Below are 19,776 nucleotides of genomic sequence, written 5' to 3' on the forward strand. Positions count from 1 at the left end.
TAAAAACAGTTTGAAAGAAGAATTGGATAAAAAACAGTTTGAAAAACAATGTAAAAAATAGCGATATAAAAACAATTTGAAATTTGAAAAATGATTTAAAAAACATTGAAAAACTGTAAAAAAATTTGAAAAACGATTTTCATCATTCTTCAAATCTTCTGTAACAGAAAATGGCAATTGCAACCATAAACAGCAAAATCACAATATTATCAGGTTTTTCATTACCGAATCCTGAAGTATCTAAATCACCGTTTTCTTCATTGCTGATTGCCGAATCGGCATTTGTTTTATGCGGATTTTGTCCGGATGACAGGGTATTGTTTTCAATCGACGGGGACACTTGAATGAAATCTCCTAATCCGTCAAAAGCGTTTTCTTCCAGTGTTTCCCAATAATTAAAATTTGAATATCCTGTTTTAGAAATATGAACGGTTTTGTTATCGGGCTGAATCGGCAGCCAGACAGTTGCCGTTCCGTCAGCGACGTATTTTTCATATTTTTGAATTTCATCTTCAGTCCATCCGATGTCTTTTAATTCTGCCAGACGTTCCGTCGTTCCGCTTCTCGTATATGTTTTATAATCATCCGAAACAATCGAAACGTCGGAAATTCCGACTGAAGATGTTTTTGAATCCGCGGCAAACAAAGTAATCGGTTTGAGTTCATGATCGCTGTTCACAAAAGTTGCATTTCCTTTATCGCTGCCGAAAACAGTAACAATGCCGCTGTGAATAATGACATCGCTTTCGGGTTTCTCTTTCACGTCAATACCCAAATCACGAAGGTCATCGAATGTCAGGTTTAAAAATTCCTCCATAGTACCGTTGTATCCGTACGGCAAAATAATAGACGGATTTTCTGCTTCATAACCGCCGCCGATACCGCCGAAAGCAACAATATCCGTATCTTCATTCAGAATTTCAACATCAGATGTTCCGCCCATGCCGTTTAATCCGTATTTATAATCAATGCTCGATATCATAATGCCTATCCCGCCTGCTCCGCCGCCGATAGAAGAACCTTTGCCTCCGCTTCCGCCTTCTGAAACATCACCGCCGACGGCAATAATTTTTCCGGAATAAATCAATACGGAACCATTTCCACCGTCTCCGATATGACTGCCGGCTCCTCCTCCGATTCCTGTTCCGGCTCCTCCTTTTGAATCCTTTTCAGCAGTTCCGCCGATTGATGTAATATTTCCATCGTAAATCCAAATTTCAGCATCGCCGCCTTTACTGCCGGTTCGTATATCGTAACCTTCGCCCGGATAAACACTCGTACTTCGACTGTCACCGCCTCCGCCTCCGCCGATTCCTGCGCCTGCGCCGCCCAACCCATTTTCACCGAGATTGCCGCCGATTGCTTTTATGTCACCGGTTTTAATTATGATATTGGTCGAACTGGCAGACTTTGTGTACTCGCTGCCGCCGGCACCGCCGGATCCGATTCCTGCTCCGGCACCGCCCAGGCTGTAAGAGCCGGTTGATCCGCCGCTTGCTTTTATTATTCCTTTTTCAATAACAATTTCACTCAGACCGCTGACACCGCCACTGTTACGGGTGCCGCCTCCACCGCCTGCGCTTCCAATTGCCGCTCCACTTCCGCCCGCGTTTCGTTCATAAGCAGATCCGGAGACTCCGTCTCCTGTTCGGCCGCCGTTTGCTGTTATTTCGCCGTCATAAATTCTGATAAAACATGAGCCGCTTTCTGTGGACGTGCCGCCTGAACCGCTTCCGATGCCGGCACCTGTACCGCTGCAGCTTCGGTCTTTGCTGTTTCCGCCGCTCGCCGTTATTTTTCCGGCAAAAATTTCAATATCGGCTTCACCGCCGCCTTTGTCATACGTTGAAAGGCTGCCGCTTGCACCTCCTCCGATTCCCGTTCCTGATCCGCCGCCTGAATTGCTGCCGGAATCACCCCCTATCGCTTCAATTTCTCCTCCATAAATAACAATTTTTCCTGCGCCGCCTGAATCTTCTTGTCCTCCCGCTCCGCCGCCGATTCCAACGCCGCAGCCGCCTGAACTGCCTTTTTCTGAATCGCCGCCTTTTGCATGGATTGTGCCGGCATGAATTGTAATTATACCGTTTCCGCCGTTATTATTCATGGATCCGCCGCCCGCTCCGCCGCCGATTCCTGCGCCTGCGCCGCCGGATCCGTTAATCCCGATATTGCCGCCCAAAGCTGTTATTTTTCCGTCGTAAATTGTGATCACGGCATCTCCGCCGCATGCATTATGAGAGCCTTCTGAACTGAAGCCGCCTGCTCCTCCTCCAATTCCTGCACCGCCGCCGTAAGCATTTTTGCATGTATTTCCGCCTTGTGCATAAACGGTTCCGTTTTCAATTGTGATGTCGCAGTCGCCGCCTTTGCTGTACATTCCGCCTGCTCCTCCTCCGATTCCGGCGCCTGCTCCTCCTCCGAAACTTGTCATTTCCGAGTCCGCATTGTTGTTAATAAGATCGCCGCCATATGTTTTAACAATACCGTTTTTAATGAGAACATTTGCATTTCCGCCGCTGCTTCTGTTACCGCCCGCTCCGCCACCGATTCCGGCGCCTGCGCCGCTGTCGCGAATGACTTTGGTATTACTGTAATCGATTTGAATGATTCCGCCATGCGCTTCAATGATTCCGCCGTCAATAATCAGCATTCCGCTGTTTTTTCCGTCAACATCAGTTGTTCCGCCGGCACTGCCGATACCTGCACCTGCGCCGCCTGTCATCGTTCCGTTGCCGCCGTAAACTGTCAGCGATCCGTCTTCTTCACTCAGAATTCTGATTTCGCAGCCTTCCGGCACTTCCAATCCGGCTCTTCCATTTTTTCCGACACTTTCAATACCGGCTGTCAGTGAATTTTCACCTTTCAAAATCAAAGTCACATTGGCTTCATTTTGGAGAGAAAAAGGAGCAGCGTCTGTAATCGGATTATTGTTGTTGGAGCGGTCGACATTGAGCCGGTGAATGACAATGTTGACGGCAGGAGTATTTTTTGTCCCTGTGCCGTTGACAAGAATAAATTGATTGGTCAGCTTCTCCGAACTCTGAGAAATAATAATCGTGTCGGAAAATAAGAAATTCTGAGAAGTTGAACCGGCAGAAATTTTCATTGAATTCAGGTCGATTGTCACGTTCCCGTCGTTTAAATTTAAATTAATTTCATTTGACGGTACAGATGGTTCAGCAATGGCAGCTGAACACAGAAATAAAAAAATTGAACAAATAATTAATAATTGAAATATAGAAACTTGTTTTTTCATTTTAAAACCTTTTTTGTTTTAAATGAAAAAGAATTCTAATAAGATATAAGTGTTGTGAAATGTTATATTTATAAAATAATAATATTTTAAACGTATTAATATTTATTTTTTTAATTTTTCAAAATAATATAATGTACCAAAATGAGATAATATCTTAAAAGTAAGATAATATGTCAAAAAAGATAATATGCCAAAATAAGATGATATATCAAAATAAGATGATATGTCAAAATGAGATAATATGCCAAAATGAGATAATATGCCAAAATGAGATAATATGCCAAAATGAGATAATATGCCAAAATGAGATAATATGCCAAAATGAGATAATATGCCAAAATGAGATAATATGCCAAAATGAGATAATATGCCAAAATAAGATGATATGTCAAATAAGATGATATATCAAAAATGAAAAAAAGGAATCGGTAAAACCGATTCATCCTGTTTATTCCGTTGCGTAATTATCAAAATAATTTTTAACTAAAACGATCGGCGTTCCTTTGTCACCGCTGCCGCTTGTCAAATCGCAAAGGCTGCCGATCAAATCAACATAGCGCCGGGGCGTTGTTCCCTGCGATTGCATTTTGCCGGACAGATCCTGTTTGTTTTTGATGCTTTCGCGAAGCGCGTTCTGCAATTCGTCGCCTTCCAAATTTTGGAATTCGTTGTCGGCCAAATATTTAAGTTTCAATTCATTCGGCGTTCCGAGAAGTCCTTTTGTAAATCCGGGAGAAACGACAGGGTCGGCGAGTTCCCAAATACCGGCAACCGGGTCTTTGAAAGCGCCGTCGCCGTAAACCAAAACTTCAACGGTTTTTCCGGTTTTTTCTTTCATTTGTTTTTGAACATTATTCACAAAAATATCACAATCTTTCGGGAAAAGCTTGATTTTGTCTTCGGTTGCCTTGTTGGCGCCCAAAATTCCGTAATCGGGATTGAAACCGCTGCCGTCAACAGGCGCGCTCAAAAGGTCGTCCAAACCGTAAACCGTTTCAGCGCCTGCCGCTTTGAGCGTTTTTTTCGTGCGGTGGCGCGTGTGAACGTCCGCCGTTAAAATGTGTTTTGTAAATCGAAGCGCAGCGCGGGAATGGTTTGCAAAAATCACTTCAATATTATCGCCGAGACTCTTATAATACTCAATGTAATCAACGCCCGTCCAAATGTGTTTTGTATCTTCGCCGAATTTTTCTCTGAATTCGGCTTCTGTCATCACGTCATTATAAGGATCGACACCGGCATCATCAATTTGTTCCCAAGTAATGATCTGGTTGCCGACTTCGTCGCCCGGATAGCTGAGAATCAAATAAACCTTGTCAAGGCCCATTGATATTCCTTTCAGCATGATTGCAAATCTGTTGCGGCTTAAAATCGGGAACAAAACGGCAGCCTCGCCGCCCGGGAATTTCGCTCTGACATCTTTTGCCAGTTGCTCGACAGTTGCGTAATTGCCCTGCGTTCGGGCAACAACCGCTTCGGTCACACCGATAACGTCGCCGTCTTCAATTTCAAAATCCGATGATTTCGATGCGTCGATGACCGATTCCGTAACGATTGCTGCTAAGTCATCTCCTTCCTTGACGATCGGCGCTTTAATGCCGATAGATTGCGTTCCTGTTAGTTTCAAAATAATCACCGGATTTGATAGAATTTTTTAATTTTAGTTTGATAAATGTTAATTTTAATAATTTTGTATTATACTATATAAGTCAGTAATAAACAACATGAAAATAAATATCGAATTAAGTATTAAATAATTGTATGAAAAACAAGTAAAAAAAGAAAGTGGTCAGATATAAATTTGATTTTAATGAACATAAATGAAATTAGATAAAATGAGAAGAAATAAGAAAATTAGATAAAATGAGAAGAAATAAGAAAATTAGATAAAATGAGAAGAAATAAGAAAATTAGATAAAATGAGAAGAAATAAGAAAATTAGATAAAATGAGAAGAAATAAGAAAATGAAATGAGATGAAATGAAAAAATGAGATAGGATAAAATGAAAAATGAGAAAATAAGATGAAATGAAAAATGAGAAAATGAAATGAAATACACAATTCCAAAACTCTTTATAATCTTCAAGCAATATTCCGTAAAAATCATTAATTCAATTTAAAAAATTTTAATCAAATTTCAATTCAAAATTCTTCAAATTTCAAATATTCAAATTTTTATTCAAGTTTTTCAAAAACAGCAAAGGAATTCTTATTATGGTTATGGACAAACTCGGAGATTCGCTTCAAGGCGCTCTCAAAAAACTTATCGGCGCCGGCCGCATTGACGAAAACATTGTCAATGAAGTCGTTAAAGACATTCAGCGCGCTCTTTTGACATCCGACGTCAATGTCAAAATGGTTATGGAAATGTCTAAGCGCATCAAGGAAAGATCGCTTAAAGAAGCGCCGGCAAAAGGCGCGGACCCGCGCGAACACGTTGTTAAAATCGTGTACGAAGAAATGGTCGGCATCATGGGACAGGGCGCAAATATTGAGCTCAAACCTCAAACCATCATGATGGTCGGTCTTCAGGGCAGCGGTAAAACGACAACGGTTTCCAAACTGGCGCGCTATTTCCAAAAGAAAGGTCTCAGAGTCGCCGTCATCGGCGCCGACAACTTCCGTCCGGGCGCTTACCAGCAGTTAAAAACGCTTTCGGAAAAGCTTAACATTTATTTCTACGGTGAAGAAAACGAAAAAGACGCGGTCGGAATCGTTAACCGCGGCATGAAAGAAATCGAAAAGTATGATGTCAAAATCATCGACACGGCAGGACGCCACGCGCTTGAAGCCGATTTGATCGCAGAAATGGAAGCCATCAACGAAGCGGCCAAGCCCGATCAGAAATTTTTGGTGCTCGACGCTGCCATCGGTCAGCTCGCCGGCCAGCAGGCCAAAGCGTTCAATGACGCCGTCGGCGTGACCGGAATCATCATCACCAAACTTGACGGAACGGCAAAAGGCGGCGGTGCGCTCTCGGCTGTTGCGGAAACAGGAGCGCCGATCGCATTCATCGGTACAGGCGAAACGCCCGACGCGTTTGAAAGATTCGATACCGATCGTTTCATTTCCAGGCTTCTCGGCATGGGCGATTTGCAGTCTCTGCTTGAAAAAGTTCAGGAATCCATGAAGGAAACCGATCTTGATGTTGATAATATTATGAAGGGTAAATTTACCCTCAACGATATGTATTCTCAGCTTGAAGCGATGAACAAAATGGGCCCGCTCAAGCAGGTCATGAGCATGCTTCCGCTCGGCTCCATGGGTCTTGGCGGTGCCAAGCTTTCCGATAAAGATTTGGACGCGACAAGTGAAAAAATGAAGTATTACAAAGTAATCATGGATTCAATGACCGCGGCCGAGCGCGACGATCCGAAAATTATCGGCGGCACCCGAATTCAAAGAATTTCAATGGGATCGGGCAGAAGCCCCGAAGAAATCCGCGAACTTTTGAAATATCACAAAACAATGCAGACAGCCTTTAAGAATTTCGCCGGCAAAGGCGGCGGCCGCAATATGCAGAAAATGATGAAAAAAGGAATGGGCGGCGGAAATCCGGGCGGGAATTTTCCGTTCTGATTTCTTTTAATTTTTTAAAATTAATTAGAAAAACAGATTGAAAAGGAACTGATTGAAAATAATTGAAAAATTCAATCGAAAAAAAATCAATCAAAAAATTATTTTTTCATATTCTCATTTTGATAGATGCCGCTGTATAAATTTTCGGCGTCCGATCCCAATCTGAAAAATAATAATTGCATGACTCTTGCATCTTTTTTCATGTCAAAACCTGCCGGATTATGAACGATGACAAGGCACTCGCTGCGTCCGCTGTAACCGGCATCCCAAACCGCTGTTCCGAGGACAACGCCGCTTCGTGTCAGACTGGATCTGTGATAAGCGATTGCCCCCAAACTTTTTGGAATGTTGACGATTTCATTTAAAACGATTGAATAAATTCCGGGATTCAAATGAAGCCAGCCGTCTTCGCCGAAAGAAAGCAGTTTTTTTTCAGGCGTTTTTCTTCCGCTGTTGTCGAAATCGACCGCGCCGGCACCGGAAAGTTCATAAACTTCCGAAACAGTCATTTCAAAACCGTTCGGCTGTGCTTGCTTGTCCAAGTCAATATAGTTTTCAACAAGCGGCGGATTTTGAGAAATAAGTTCTCTGATTTCTGCATCTGATAAAAATGACATCTGTCAACCTCAATTTATAAAATTTTTAATTTGAATGAATCAAAATTTGAATTAAGATTACACTTTTTGATAAATTATATTTGAATTATTTGAATTAAATTTGTAAGTTTGAATTTGTAAGTTTGAATTTGAACTTATGAATTTGTAAGTTCGGATTTGTAAATTTTAAGACCGTTCAAACAGTTTCTCAAGTTCTTTTTGCGAGAAAATCAATATCGTCGGCCTGCCGTGCGGGCATGAATACGGATTTTCGGTCAGCTTGAGCTGGCGAATCAGCTCTTCCATCTGAGCCTGATTGCAGGAAGCGCCGGCCTTGATTGCCGCTCTGCACGCTGTCCGCTTGGCAACCGTGTCGCGCGCGCCTGTCTCGTCTTTGACTTTTCCGAAAGATAAAAGATCGGATATAAAATCATGAACGGTTGAAACATCTTCCATTCTGCCGAAAACGATTGGGACAAAACTGATCGCGTAAGAATAGTCGCCGAATTCGGAAATGCCGAAGCCGACTTCTTCCAAATACGGAATGTATTCGTCCATGAGCACTTTTTCTTTCGGCGTTAAATTAATGACGACGGGCGAAATCAATTCCTGAACCGAAATGTTCTCCTGCTTCTTAATAATGTCATAGAAAATTCGTTCATGAGCGGCATGCTGATCAATAATCAAAAGACCGCCGTCTTTTTCAACCAAAATATAAAGATTGGCGATTTGACCGACAACGCGGATATTATCTAAAATACTGATTTCCGACGGCGTTTTTGAATCATTTTTTGACCCGTCTTTCGATCCGTCTTTTGAATCGCTCTTTTTGTCCGAAAGCAATCTTTCCGTTGCTTTCAAACGCTTATCCGTATCTTTTGCCGGCGCGACATATCCCGTTCCGTATTTTTCGGGAACGGATGACAAAGAATCACCGAAAGTTTTTGTTTGACCGGAATCGGAAGCAGGTTTTTCTTCGGCACGAGAAGCGGGCTTTGTGGAATACGCTGCCGGCGTTTCCCGAACGTAATTCATTTGAGAATCAGGTTTTGAAAATTTTGAAGAATCGGAGTCGAGAGAATCTTTTCTTGATTCAGTTTTCGATTCGTTTCCTGATTCATTTTTCGTTTCATTTCTCGCTTCAGTTTTTGATTTGTTTCTTGGTTCAATTTTTGCTTGGTTTTTCGTTTCATTTTCCGATTTTTGAGGTGCCCCGTAATCGGAAAATGATTTTTCAACAAGTTTTTTCGCTTCATTTGCCGACACTTTCGGCGCCAATTCATACAGCCGAAGTGTTGTTTCAATAACATCCGAAACGATTCGAACCAACCGATTTTCATCTTTGAAGCGGACTTCAACTTTTCTCGGATGAACATTCACATCGACTTCGGAAGGATTGATTTTCAAATGAATTACAGCTGCCGGATAGCGGTCTTTCGGAAGTTTTGTATAATAGCCGAGGCGAATCGCTTTGACAAGTTCCTTTGAAGTGACGGGGCGGTTGTTGACAATGAAATACAAATTATCCGTTGTCGTTTTGCTGAAAGTCGGTTTTGAAATGTAGCCCGAAATTTCCATATCGGCGTATTCCGTCAACGCTTTGATTTGATCAACGGATTCCTTTTTGTCGTCATCCAATTTCGTTTCCATATTTTCTGACGGGATTTCCATCATAACACGAGCAGCTTCATGACCCAAAATATCGACAATCGAATTGAACAAATTCGAAGACGCGCTTGATAAAATTGTTTTCCCGTTATTGATCAGCGTAAATGAAATATCGGGATTTGCCAAAATCAAATCACTGACCATTCCTGCGATATGAGACAATTCGGTCGCGTCCGTTTTCATATATTTCAAACGCGCCGGCGTGTTGTAAAAAAGTTCATTCACATTCACGGTCGTTCCGTCAGGCGCGCCGATGTCGGTTATTTCCTGCCTGCCGTCTTCCAAATACAAACGCGTTCCCGTCGAATCTTGTTTTCGTTTTGTGATAATTTCAAATTTAGAAACGGAGCTGATAGCGGCAAGCGCTTCGCCTCGGAAACCCATCGTCAAAACGCTTTCAAGATCGGAAATGTCCGTAATTTTACTTGTCGCGTGTTTGATCGGAGACAAAGTGACATCTTCGCGCGACATTCCCTTGCCGTCGTCGCGAACGGAAATCAATGTTTTCCCGCTGTCTTTTAATTCAACGCGAATATTTTTGGCGCCGGCATCAATCGCATTGTCAACCAGCTCTTTGACAACGGAAGCGGGACGCTCGACCACTTCACCTGCTGCGATTTTATTAATAGTGTCCTGATCCAGAACATGAATAAAAGAATCTTTGCTCATCTTATCTCTCCGTGTTTCCTGCTTTGTTTTTCACTCTATTTTTCTGTTTTTTGATTTGTTTTTTTTGATTGTTTTTATTCTCTTTTTCGTTTTTAATTTGTTTTTATAATTATTTTTGATTCATTTGATTTGGATTTACTTTGATTTTGTTTCATTTATAGTTTCACTTTGGGACCCGAAAGCAGAGAGTCAAAATACGTTTTTGATAAAAATTCGTGAACGGAAGACAAAACAATTCGTCCGTTTCCTTTGTTCATTTCCAAATGAACGGCCCGCCCCTCATCATCTTTTTCAATCACAATAAATTGATTGCCGACATTTTGAAAAAATCCGTCGCAATAAACGGAGTCGGATTCACCTGTCAACAGACTTTCGCGCGGAAGCATGATGTCAGTCTGCACGTATTCGCCTTCCAATCCGAAACGCGCAAGCGGCGTGACAGCCGGCGCGCGGCAGGCGCTGCACGTGCTGACTTCTTTCAACGGCGAAAACATCAAAAAAACGCCGCCGTTTTCAACAAATTTAAAAATCTTTTTTTGAATTTTAACATCGGCAAGCGCATTACTGACGGCAGCGTGTTCGGGATAAGTAAATCCTGTCGGAACGACTAAAAGCTTCGCCGGCGGCAAATGCGGCGAATTTAAAGAAGCCGGCGCCGCGACAGTTGAAGAAATACCGTATTCTTCAAACATATGCTCAAAAAAAAGCGGACCGTCCCAGAGGATAATAACGTCAGGCATATTTTTTGTCTCAAATTATTTTAAAATTCTGAAATAATATGAAAGAACATCAATTTCATCTTTTTAACGGTTTGCTTTGTTTGTGCTTTGCTCGAAAAAAGCGATTTTGCATGAAAAATCAAAATTTGCTTCGGTGTGAAAAATATTTGATTTGAGGCGTAAACATGATTATTTCAAAATTTCATTCATATCTTTATTTTGATAATACGTACTTATCTCCTCATACGTCATCCCGATTGTAATTTCTGGATGATACAGCATTTTGAAAGATAAAGTATCAACAGCAGACAATTTTGGAACCGCTTCCCCATCTCGATTGATTACGCTTGTTTTGTCAAAAGAATGTTCATAAAACCCAACCAAATGGAAAAATTCATGCAAGACGACACTGTTTTTATACTCTTGGCTGATATCGGATTCAATGACAAGGACGGCGCTTATTATTTCCCCATTTTCCGAGCGGCGCCGGCAAATGCCTTTATCGATTTCGCTTAAATTATATTTTTCCTGAATCGTCGGTAAAGATTCTTTGGGAGTATAAACCAAAAGGACATTTTCATCTTTATTGACAATTTTCATCTCCGGTAAGCCATTTATTGTATTGAATTCCTTAATTATTCGTTTTAAGACGGCGATGTCTTCTTTTGTCGGATTTCCTTCATATTTTATTTTGATGGGGGAAGACCATTTTTCAATAGTTCGGACTCTTGAAAGCTGCGTTTCATAAATAAAATTCAGGCCGTATGAGAAATCGATTACATCTTCGCTGTCATTTAAAAAATGGAAAGTGCTATCGGGCTTGAAATGATCTGTATTTGTTTGTAAACCAACGATACAGATAAGTCCGACAACGGTAATGACAACTCCAAAGAGAAGAAAAGTCTTATTAAAAAATGATTTTTTTTGAATTGTATGAATCCCCTTTGGTTTTTCAATATAATGAATATTATTCAAATTATTGGTCTTGTTATAAGAAAATACCAAAACACAAAAGATGATACTAAAAACGGAATCCAAGCAAATACCTGAAGGTCAAGTACATACTTTTTATGAATTAAACAATAAGCGAAGTATAATCCGTAAAACAACTGGAGGATACCTACATAGGGGATTTGATAGTTAATTATTTCAAAAATTGTTAAAACAACAGAAATAACGGCGGTTATAACCATCAAAAATAAAGTAACTTTTGAAATCCTTTTTTCAGTATTTTTAAACATTGTCGCATACGTGTAATACAAGAAAGCTAACAGAATCAGATAAAAATATGTTATTCCCAAATGTTCTCTCATGGAACCTTGAAGACGAAAAATATAATAAACAGCTGTAAAAAAGCATGATGTGAATCCGATACCATAAAGAAAAACGCTTAATTCAAAATTATATTTTTTCTTAAGAGTTGAATAAAAAATAGAATTAAGAATCAGACCCGCTGCACAAAAAATAATCGGAATTAGGTTATGAATTTTTTGCTGATAGGTAAGATTCTCATTCGTCGAAAAATATATAAATATATTTATAATCAAAAGCAATAGCATCAGAGATGATAAAATAAAGCATTCAATTAAAGGACCTTGATATTTCTTTAACGTTTGAATCATAATATCATCTCCTGCCTTTTTTAAGCTTCGTAGAGTACCCAATATTGACCGCTGATATAATCTGCATTGGATTGATAACCGATCATATTTGCCCTTAGTGTTGATATGTCACTGTTTGTTGCATAAGAATAGGTATAAGTATCGGTATAAATACCATGATCATATATCAAAATTGCAATATTTATGTTTGATTTATCGTGGAAAATAAAAACATCAAAAGTCACATTTTCATATGCCGGTTTGCCATTTACTTGGTAGATGACATCCAACTGAGTTCCATTTTCACCGTAAATATATAAATTTCCGCCGGCGGACGAATCAACAAATTTTAAAATTTGACGACCGTTGAGAGAAATATTAGCAGAATCTCCTGCCCCCATCGAAACTCTCAGATTTTCTAAAGCGACTTGACGAACCCGATATCCGGATTTCTCAAGTTGGAATGTTCCGGTATCCTGCTTTTTTTCAAAAAATCCATTTAGATAGTCTCCCGACAAAGAATTCTCGTGGTATATGTCATATTCGCTACTGATATAATCCATGTTGGATTGATAACCGGTCATATTTGCTCCCAATGTTAACATATTGCTGTTTGTTGTATACGAATAACTGTGTGAACCGTTGAATACACCGTTATCATATTTTTGAAGTTGAATAAACATCTCAGAACCGCTGTGAATAAAAGAGACATCAAAAGTCACATTTTCATATGCAGGCTTACCGTTTACTTGAGACATAACGTCTAATTGATTTCCATTTTCATCGTAAACATATAAATTTCCGCCGGCGGATGAATCAACAAATTTTAAAATTTGATAACCATTAAGAGAAATATTAGCAGTATCTCCTGCCCCCAATGAAACTCTCAGCTGTGTTAAATCTACTTTTGGGACAGCATTTCCACTCGTTCCAAGTTGAAGTGTTACATTCTGCCGATTTGTAAAATCTGTCTTTATTAATTGGCGTCCATTTAGCATTAAACCATTCAAAGACCTTTGCCCCTCAATTATACAATACCGAGTTGCATTGAATTCTAAAGAAGATGGAGTGTATGTACCGTTTGCGATTTCTACTCCACAATTCCAAGCTTCGTCTGAATAACCATAAGAAAAGTTTGCCAAATATTTACTATGTGCCTCTAAATCATAAATCGGATAATAACTATTTTCATTTTTTGAATACTGGGAGAAATTGTGTCCTGTAGTCCAATTTGCTCCAACATAATCATTTTCATAAGTGAAATGAGGTTCTTCATCGTAGGTTCCGTTTAAATAATCGACTGCTTGGGTTATGGCATAATTTGTGTGCAATGGCATACTTAAATCAGCCATGTAGTGAGAGGAATAGGATAAGTTTGCGGATTTTTTTTCCTTTGGTCCGGGTATTGATGTTTTATAATACATCCATTCAATACTATCAATTGCGCCACCAAATCCATTTGTCGGATTATAGTAATGGTTGTAGTTTTTTAAATAAAAATACTCCACAGCATTTAAGACGAGTCCATTGAGTATATAAAAAGGGGGAGTAAACGATATTGCTATATCAAATCCGTTAATGTTTTCGATGAAATCGACATCGTCCGGTACAGCCGCATTATTTGCAATCATGTTTATATAATATTCGTTAAAACCTACTTTTTTAGCAGCTGTTCCTGACATATCTAAATGAACATTTGGATTCGATGACCCCCATTTGAGGTCCATACTTTTTTTTTCAAGGAGGACGTTTTTTATAGCTTCAAGCATTTGAAGATCTTCTTCGGAAATTTCAGAAAGCAAAGTTTCTTTATTTTCAACCGTAATAAATAGAACAACCCCGGTGTACACATATTTTAGAGGATATTTCTCATCAAACTTTTCCAAGAATGCAACCATTTCCTCTGAAGAAGGATTCTTGCTTTTTGAATTTTTTATTTTTTCAAGGCGGCTTTCTTTTGATTCCGGACGGGTTGCAAAAACCCAATAATTTTCAATAGCTCTTAAATCGTCATCTATGTACATAATGTTTGTATCTTCAACCACCACATCTACTTTTTCTTCATCGAGCCACAAGCCGAATCGTGTAAAAGCTTCAAGTATACCGTCCGTGACATTAATGTTTCCTAATTTATCTCGGGAGTAAGCGTCATCAATCGGAACTTTTTCATATTTTAATTCAATTAACTCTGCATTTTTTTGATTATCAAACCACAAATGAGAGTTATCAGATAACACATTTCCAGATTCAATGAATTCAATTACATCTTCTGTTTTATCAGTATTTCTGTCAGTTGAATTGTATATAGAAAGCGCAGAATTGTTATCAATTGAATTATCCATTGAAGCAACTGAATTGCCTTCAGTTGAATTATATATAGAAGAAGTGTCAGAATCGTGGTCGGCACAAACAGACAAAGAGATCATAGCAGTAAATGCGAATAAAATAAGAAGAAGAACTAAAAATTTTGATTTTATCATGTAATCACCTGAATTGAATATAATTTGGTTTTAATTGGAATTCATTTCAACCCAATCTGTTTTAATAAAAATACAGATCTAAGCAATATCCTGTTCATTACGTTTTCACTTCATTATACTCAAACAGATTTATCAAAAACAGATGTGAAATTCTGTAATTGTCATTTTTTCTAGCGATTAATATAATCAATTAAAATATATGATTACTGAATATAAATTTTGGGTCAAGATATTTAATAAGTCGTGAGGAGAATAGAACTAAAAATAATAAAATCAGAATAAATCGAACCAAAAATAATAAAATAATGCTGCAAAGCTTTGCTAAAATTCAGTTATAAACTTTTGCATTTTGAAAAAATCGATTCGCTTAACATCTTTTTTGCTTTGAAAATTTCATGAAATATGACTAAGAATATGATCAAAATGAAATTATCGCTGAAGCAGGAAATTCAATTGTTGCCGAAAGACCGTTCGGCTACGAAAAAACTCTCTACTCGCTTACGCCGTACACGGATCGGAAGGATTTGCTCCCTGTTGAAAAATATTTTATCGGTTGCTATCAAGATGTCCATTTTTGGAATGATCAAAAATATGATTGGAATTTTGGGATTCCTGAAGATTGGAAAGATAAGCCTTGGTGCTATGTGATTAATTCAAAATGTCGATTTCCGGAATTTTATTTGAAATTGATGAGTGATGAAAAAGAGCTGATTGACACTGCAATTTTGCATTTAGATAATGCGATTTCAAGGAGCAGAGTGAAAGGCAATCCGTTTATTTTTCGAGGCGTTTTTAATCTTGACTGGCTGGAAAATTCGAATGTTGGCGGGATTTTTGAAGAAAAAGGATTTGGGAGTTTTAGTTTAGATATCAGTCGTTCATATCAGTATACTGATTCTGAAAATCCGATAATATTTCAGTTAGAGTTGGATGATGAAATGGAAGCGTTATACATTGACGGAAGTGAACGCGAAGTTCTGAGACCACGAAATGTAACTTATGAAATTGTTGACGTTGTTCTGGAAAAAATATATTTTTCAAAGTCTATAAGTAGAATGACAATTGTATACAAAATTAAAGAAATTAAGGGTCATGATAAGAATAGAGGATTATTTCTAACAATCTTTAAGATTTTTTGATATAAATCCTCATTCCTATAATTATACCTAAATTCACATTCCTTTAAATGAAGATAAAAATACTTTTTATTAACTCCTTTGTGTTTACTCATCCTGGTTTTAGAGAATCCCCAAAATCCTTCAATCCCATTAATATGATGTTTTCCATTGACAAATTCATCTTTTCCATGATCCACTCGATGGTGTTTTTTATATCCCATATCTTCTAATCCATTATATCCATGCCATTTATCTGAATTAATTTCGCTGTCGAGATCCACTTTTTCTTTTATGATTTTTTGCAATGTTGATTTGGAACAATCCGGAACGATTCTTGTGTAAACCTTCTCTTGTCGTTTTACAATCCCAAAAACAATCGTTTTATGACCGGCACCGCGGCCACGCTTCCCTTTTACACGTTTCGGGCCGAAATAGGATTCATCAACTTCAATTTCTCCCTTTAATGGAGCTTCCTGTTCACAAAATTCGGCAATCCGCTCGCGGATTGCCATGAGATACCTATTGACAGTATTCCTATCAAGATTTACAATTAGAGATATTTGAGTTGCATTCAGATCCAAAGCAAAAAGCTTCACAATTTGACGAAATTTAGCTTCAGAAATTTTAGAACGATTTGCATATTTATTTTTCAACAGCATACTCATGATTTAAACACCATTTTACTTGGCTGTTCTCCTCATGACCCTAATTTTTTTTGAATTGTATGACTTCCCTTTGATTTTATAATATAATAAATAAATTCAGAAAATCGATCTTGTTAGAAGTCTTAGCAAAAGTAAATATAAAAACACAAACCATGAAAATAAAAATGGGATCCAATAAAGTGCCTGAAGAGTAAGCACGTTTTTTTTATGAATTAAACAATAAGCGAAATATGATCCAAAAAGCAATAGAAGAAGACCTACCCATGGAACCGGATAGTTAATTATTTCAAAAATTGTTAAAGCGGCAAAAAAAACAGTGGTTATAATCATCAAATATAAAGTAGCCCTTTGGACTCCTTTTTCGGTATTCTTAAACATAGTCGCATATGAATAATACAAGAAGGTTAATGGAATCAGATAAAGAAATATTGTTTCCAAATGTTCTTCTGTGGGACCTTGGAGACGAAAAATATAAAAAATCGCTGTGAAACAAGAAGATGTAAATCCGACACCATAAAGAAAAACACTAATTTCAAAATTGAATTTTTTCTTCAGAATAGAATATAAAATAAAACTAAGAATCAAACCTGACACAAAAAAGAAAACCGGAATGAGTTGCTCGGTTGTTATGTGTTGATATAACATATAAGGAGTATATGTAAATAAAAACAACATAAATAGCAAAAGGGATGATAGAACAAAACATATAATTAAAGGACCTTGATATTTCTTTAATGTTTGAATCATAATATCATCTCCTGCCTTTTTTAAGCTTCGTAGAGTACCCAATATTGACTGCTGATATAATCTACATTGGATTGATAACCAGTCATATTTGCCCTCAGTGATGATATATCACTGTTTATTGCATAAGAATAGGTGTAAGTGTCGGTATAAATGCCATGATCATATATCATAATTGCAATATTTATTTTTGATTTATCATGAAAAATAAAAACATCAAATGTCACATTTTCATATGCCGGTTTGCCATTTACTTGGTAAATGACATCCAATTGAGTTCCGTTTTCATCGTAGATATATAGATTTCCGCCGCTGGATGAATCAACAAACTTTAAAATTTGATGACCGTTGAGGGAAATATTAGCAGAATCTCCTGCTCCCATCGAAACTCTCAGATTTTCTAAAGCGATTTGTCGGACCCGATATCCGGATTTTTCAAGCTGGAATGTTCCGGTATCCTGCTTTTTTTCAAAAAATCCATTTAGATAGTCTTCCGACAAAGAATTCTCACGGTATATGTCATATTCGCTGCTGATATAATCTATGTTGGATTGATAACCGGTCATATTTGCTACCAACGTTGACATATTGCTGTTTGTCGTATATGAATAACTGCGTGAACCGTTGAATATACCGTCATCATATTTTTGAATTTGAATAACCATCTCAGAGCCACTGTGAATAAAAGAGACATCAAAAGTCACATTTTCATAAGCAGGCTTGCCGTTTACTTGAGACATAACGCCTAATTGATTTCCATTTTCATCATAAATATATAAATTTCCGCCTGTGGGTGAATCAACAAATTTTAAAATTTGATGACCATTAAGAGAAATATTAGCAGTATCTTCTACCCCCAATGAAACTCTCAGCTGTGTTAAATCTACTTTTGGAACAGCATTTCCACTCGTCCCAAGTTGAAGTGTTATGTTCTGCCGATTTGTAAAATCTGTCTTTATTAATTGGCGTCCATTTAGCATTAAACCATTCAAAGACCTTTGACCCTCGATTATACAATACTGAGTTGCATAGAACTCTGAAGAAGATGGAATATATGTACCGTTTGCGAGTTCTACTCCACAATCCCAAACTTCATCTGAAAAACTGTAAGAAAAATTTGCTAAATATTCACTATGTGCCTCTAAATCATAAATCGGATAATAACTATTTTCATTTTTTGAATACTGGGAGAAATTGTGTCCTGTAGTCCAATTTGCTCCAACATAGTCATTTTCATAAGCGAAATGGGGTTCTTCGTTGCCAAGTCCATTTATAGTCCCATTTATTACCTGAATTACTTGTTCGGTAGCATAATTCGTGTGTAATGGCATACTTAAATCAGCCATGTAGTGAGAGGAATAGGATAAGTTTGCGGATTTTTTTTCCTTTGGTCCGGATATTGATGTTTTATAATACATCCATTCAATACTATCAATTGCGCCACCAAATCCATTTGTCGGATTATAGTAATGGTTGTAGTTTTTTAAATAAAAATACTCTACAGTATTTAAGACGAGTCCGTTGAGTATATAATAAGGGGGAGTCAACGATATTGCTATATCAAATCCACCAATGTTTTCGATGAAATCGACATCGTCCGGTACAGCCGCATTATTTGCAATCATGTTTATATAATATTCGTTAAAACCTACTTTTTTAGCAGCTGTTCCTGACATATCTAAATGAACATTTGGATTCGATGACCCCCATTTGAGGTCCATACTTTTTTTTTCAAGGAGGACGTTTTTTATAGCTTCAAGCATTTGAAGATCTTCTTCGGAAATTTCAGAAAGCAAAGTTTCTTTATTTTCAACCGTAATAAATAGAACAACCCCGGTGTACACATATTTTAGAGGATATTTCTCATCAAACTTTTCCAAGAATGCAACCATTTCCTCTGAAGAAGGATTCTTGCTTTTTGAATTTTTTATTTTTTCAAGGCGGCTTTCTTTTGATTCCGGACGGGTTGCAAAAACCCAATAATTTTCAATAGCTCTTAAATCGTCATCTATGTACATAATGTTTGTATCTTCAACCACCACATCTACTTTTTCTTCATCGAGCCACAAGCCGAATCGTGTAAAAGCTTCAAGTATACCGTCCGTGACATTAATGTTTCCTAATTTATCTCGGGAGTAAGCGTCATCAATCGGAACTTTTTCATATTTTAATTCAATTAACTCTGCATTTTTTTGATTATCAAACCACAAATGAGAGTTATCAGATAACACATTTCCAGATTCAATGAATTCAATTACATCTTCTGTTTTATCAGTATTTCTGTCAGTTGAATTGTATATAGAAAGCGCAGAATTGTTATCAATTGAATTATCCATTGAAGCAACTGAATTGCCTTCAGTTGAATTATATATAGAAGAAGTGTCAGAATCGTGGTCGGCACAAACAGACAAAGAGATCATAGCAGTAAATGCGAATAAAATAAGAAGAAGAACTAAAAATTTTGATTTTATCATGTAATCACCTGAATTGAATATAATTTGGTTTTAATTGGAATTCATTTCAACCCAATCTGTTTTAATAAAAATACAGATCTAAGCAATATCCTGTTCATTACGTTTTCACTTCATTATACTCAAACAGATTTATCAAAAACAGATGTGAAATTCTGTAATTGTCATTTTTTCTAGCGATTAATATAATCAATTAAAATATATGAT

The 19,776-nt window shown here is 37.8% G+C and carries 14 protein-coding genes; 2 read left to right on the forward strand and 12 right to left on the reverse strand.

Annotated elements, in window-relative coordinates; translation table 11 throughout:
• Positions 1–142 precede the first annotated feature (142 nt).
• The 3 genes from MmiHf6_RS06900 to MmiHf6_RS06910 form a co-directional block, all read right to left on the reverse strand.
• Positions 143–3,109 (reverse strand): hypothetical protein, encoded by a 2,967-nt coding sequence (locus MmiHf6_RS06900; protein ID WP_316557062.1) that lies wholly within the window; start codon positions 3,107–3,109, stop codon positions 143–145.
• Positions 3,110–3,432: 323 nt separating this feature from the next.
• The gene (locus MmiHf6_RS06905; protein ID WP_316557063.1) at positions 3,433–3,633 is read right to left on the reverse strand and encodes a hypothetical protein; all 201 of its coding nucleotides are present in this window, start codon (positions 3,631–3,633) and stop codon (positions 3,433–3,435) included.
• A 74-nt stretch (positions 3,634–3,707) separates the two neighbouring features.
• Positions 3,708–4,886, reverse strand: a complete 1,179-nt coding sequence (locus tag MmiHf6_RS06910) for a coenzyme F420-0:L-glutamate ligase (RefSeq protein ID WP_316557064.1) — start codon at positions 4,884–4,886, stop codon at positions 3,708–3,710.
• A gap of 587 nt (positions 4,887–5,473) precedes the next feature.
• Here MmiHf6_RS06910 and MmiHf6_RS06915 point away from each other — a divergent pair.
• On the forward strand, positions 5,474–6,838 hold the full coding sequence (locus MmiHf6_RS06915) for a signal recognition particle protein Srp54 (protein ID WP_316557065.1): 1,365 nt from the start codon (positions 5,474–5,476) through the stop codon (positions 6,836–6,838).
• A 98-nt stretch (positions 6,839–6,936) separates the two neighbouring features.
• Here the strand turns inward: MmiHf6_RS06915 and MmiHf6_RS06920 are convergent, their stop codons facing one another.
• From MmiHf6_RS06920 to MmiHf6_RS06945, 6 genes are all read right to left on the reverse strand, one after another.
• Complete coding sequence (locus tag MmiHf6_RS06920) at positions 6,937–7,455, reverse strand: deoxyuridine 5'-triphosphate nucleotidohydrolase (RefSeq protein ID WP_316557066.1); 519 nt, start codon at positions 7,453–7,455, stop codon at positions 6,937–6,939.
• Positions 7,456–7,620: 165 nt separating this feature from the next.
• A complete protein-coding gene (mutL, locus tag MmiHf6_RS06925; protein WP_316557067.1) occupies positions 7,621–9,771 on the reverse strand; it encodes a DNA mismatch repair endonuclease MutL in 2,151 nt (716 codons plus the stop codon).
• Between the two features lie 155 nt (positions 9,772–9,926).
• Positions 9,927–10,511: a hypothetical protein gene (locus MmiHf6_RS06930; protein ID WP_316557068.1), complete on the reverse strand. Its 585-nt coding sequence runs from the start codon at positions 10,509–10,511 to the stop codon at positions 9,927–9,929.
• Positions 10,512–10,679: 168 nt separating this feature from the next.
• Positions 10,680–11,465 (reverse strand): DUF2927 domain-containing protein, encoded by a 786-nt coding sequence (locus MmiHf6_RS06935; RefSeq protein WP_316557069.1) that lies wholly within the window; start codon positions 11,463–11,465, stop codon positions 10,680–10,682.
• Positions 11,462–12,112, reverse strand: a complete 651-nt coding sequence (locus tag MmiHf6_RS06940) for a hypothetical protein (RefSeq protein ID WP_316557070.1) — start codon at positions 12,110–12,112, stop codon at positions 11,462–11,464. Before MmiHf6_RS06940 ends, MmiHf6_RS06935 begins: the two co-directional genes overlap by 4 nt.
• Positions 12,113–12,132: 20 nt before the next feature.
• The gene (locus MmiHf6_RS06945; RefSeq protein WP_316557071.1) at positions 12,133–14,571 is read right to left on the reverse strand and encodes a phospholipase C/P1 nuclease family protein; all 2,439 of its coding nucleotides are present in this window, start codon (positions 14,569–14,571) and stop codon (positions 12,133–12,135) included.
• Between the two features lie 524 nt (positions 14,572–15,095).
• Here MmiHf6_RS06945 and MmiHf6_RS06950 point away from each other — a divergent pair.
• Positions 15,096–15,710: an ADP-ribosyltransferase gene (locus MmiHf6_RS06950; protein WP_316557072.1), complete on the forward strand. Its 615-nt coding sequence runs from the start codon at positions 15,096–15,098 to the stop codon at positions 15,708–15,710.
• Here the strand turns inward: MmiHf6_RS06950 and MmiHf6_RS06955 are convergent.
• The 3 genes from MmiHf6_RS06955 to MmiHf6_RS06965 form a co-directional block, all read right to left on the reverse strand.
• Complete coding sequence (locus MmiHf6_RS06955) at positions 15,662–16,348, reverse strand: IS1595 family transposase (protein WP_316558655.1); 687 nt, start codon at positions 16,346–16,348, stop codon at positions 15,662–15,664. The genes MmiHf6_RS06950 and MmiHf6_RS06955 overlap by 49 nt on opposite strands.
• Positions 16,349–16,450: 102 nt before the next feature.
• Positions 16,451–17,101 carry a hypothetical protein gene (locus MmiHf6_RS06960; RefSeq protein WP_316557073.1) on the reverse strand — a complete coding sequence of 217 codons (651 nt, stop codon included), beginning with the start codon at positions 17,099–17,101 and terminating at the stop codon, positions 16,451–16,453.
• 20 nt (positions 17,102–17,121) lie between these two features.
• Positions 17,122–19,572, reverse strand: a complete 2,451-nt coding sequence (locus tag MmiHf6_RS06965; RefSeq protein ID WP_316557074.1) for a phospholipase C/P1 nuclease family protein — start codon at positions 19,570–19,572, stop codon at positions 17,122–17,124.
• Positions 19,573–19,776: the final 204 nt, after the last annotated feature.

The sequence above is a fragment of the Methanimicrococcus hongohii genome (assembly GCF_032594095.1).
In the GTDB taxonomy this organism is placed as follows: Archaea; Halobacteriota; Methanosarcinia; order Methanosarcinales; family Methanosarcinaceae; genus Methanimicrococcus; species Methanimicrococcus hongohii.

What these genes read in the sequence shown, in the direction of transcription:
- MmiHf6_RS06900 (WP_316557062.1), bottom strand. Translation starts at nt 3,109, where the DNA reads ATGAAAATTTCTGCCGGTTCAACTTCTCAGAATTTCTTATTTTCCGAC.
- MmiHf6_RS06915 (WP_316557065.1), top strand. Translation starts at nt 5,474, where the DNA reads ATGGTTATGGACAAACTCGGAGATTCGCTTCAAGGCGCTCTCAAAAAA.
- MmiHf6_RS06920 (WP_316557066.1), bottom strand. Translation starts at nt 7,455, where the DNA reads ATGTCATTTTTATCAGATGCAGAAATCAGAGAACTTATTTCTCAAAAT.
- mutL (WP_316557067.1), bottom strand. Translation starts at nt 9,771, where the DNA reads ATGAGCAAAGATTCTTTTATTCATGTTCTGGATCAGGACACTATTAAT.
- MmiHf6_RS06930 (WP_316557068.1), bottom strand. Translation starts at nt 10,511, where the DNA reads ATGCCTGACGTTATTATCCTCTGGGACGGTCCGCTTTTTTTTGAGCAT.
- MmiHf6_RS06940 (WP_316557070.1), bottom strand. Translation starts at nt 12,112, where the DNA reads ATGATTCAAACGTTAAAGAAATATCAAGGTCCTTTAATTGAATGCTTT.
- MmiHf6_RS06945 (WP_316557071.1), bottom strand. Translation starts at nt 14,571, where the DNA reads ATGATAAAATCAAAATTTTTAGTTCTTCTTCTTATTTTATTCGCATTT.
- MmiHf6_RS06955 (WP_316558655.1), bottom strand. Translation starts at nt 16,348, where the DNA reads ATGCTGTTGAAAAATAAATATGCAAATCGTTCTAAAATTTCTGAAGCT.
- MmiHf6_RS06960 (WP_316557073.1), bottom strand. Translation starts at nt 17,101, where the DNA reads ATGATTCAAACATTAAAGAAATATCAAGGTCCTTTAATTATATGTTTT.
- MmiHf6_RS06965 (WP_316557074.1), bottom strand. Translation starts at nt 19,572, where the DNA reads ATGATAAAATCAAAATTTTTAGTTCTTCTTCTTATTTTATTCGCATTT.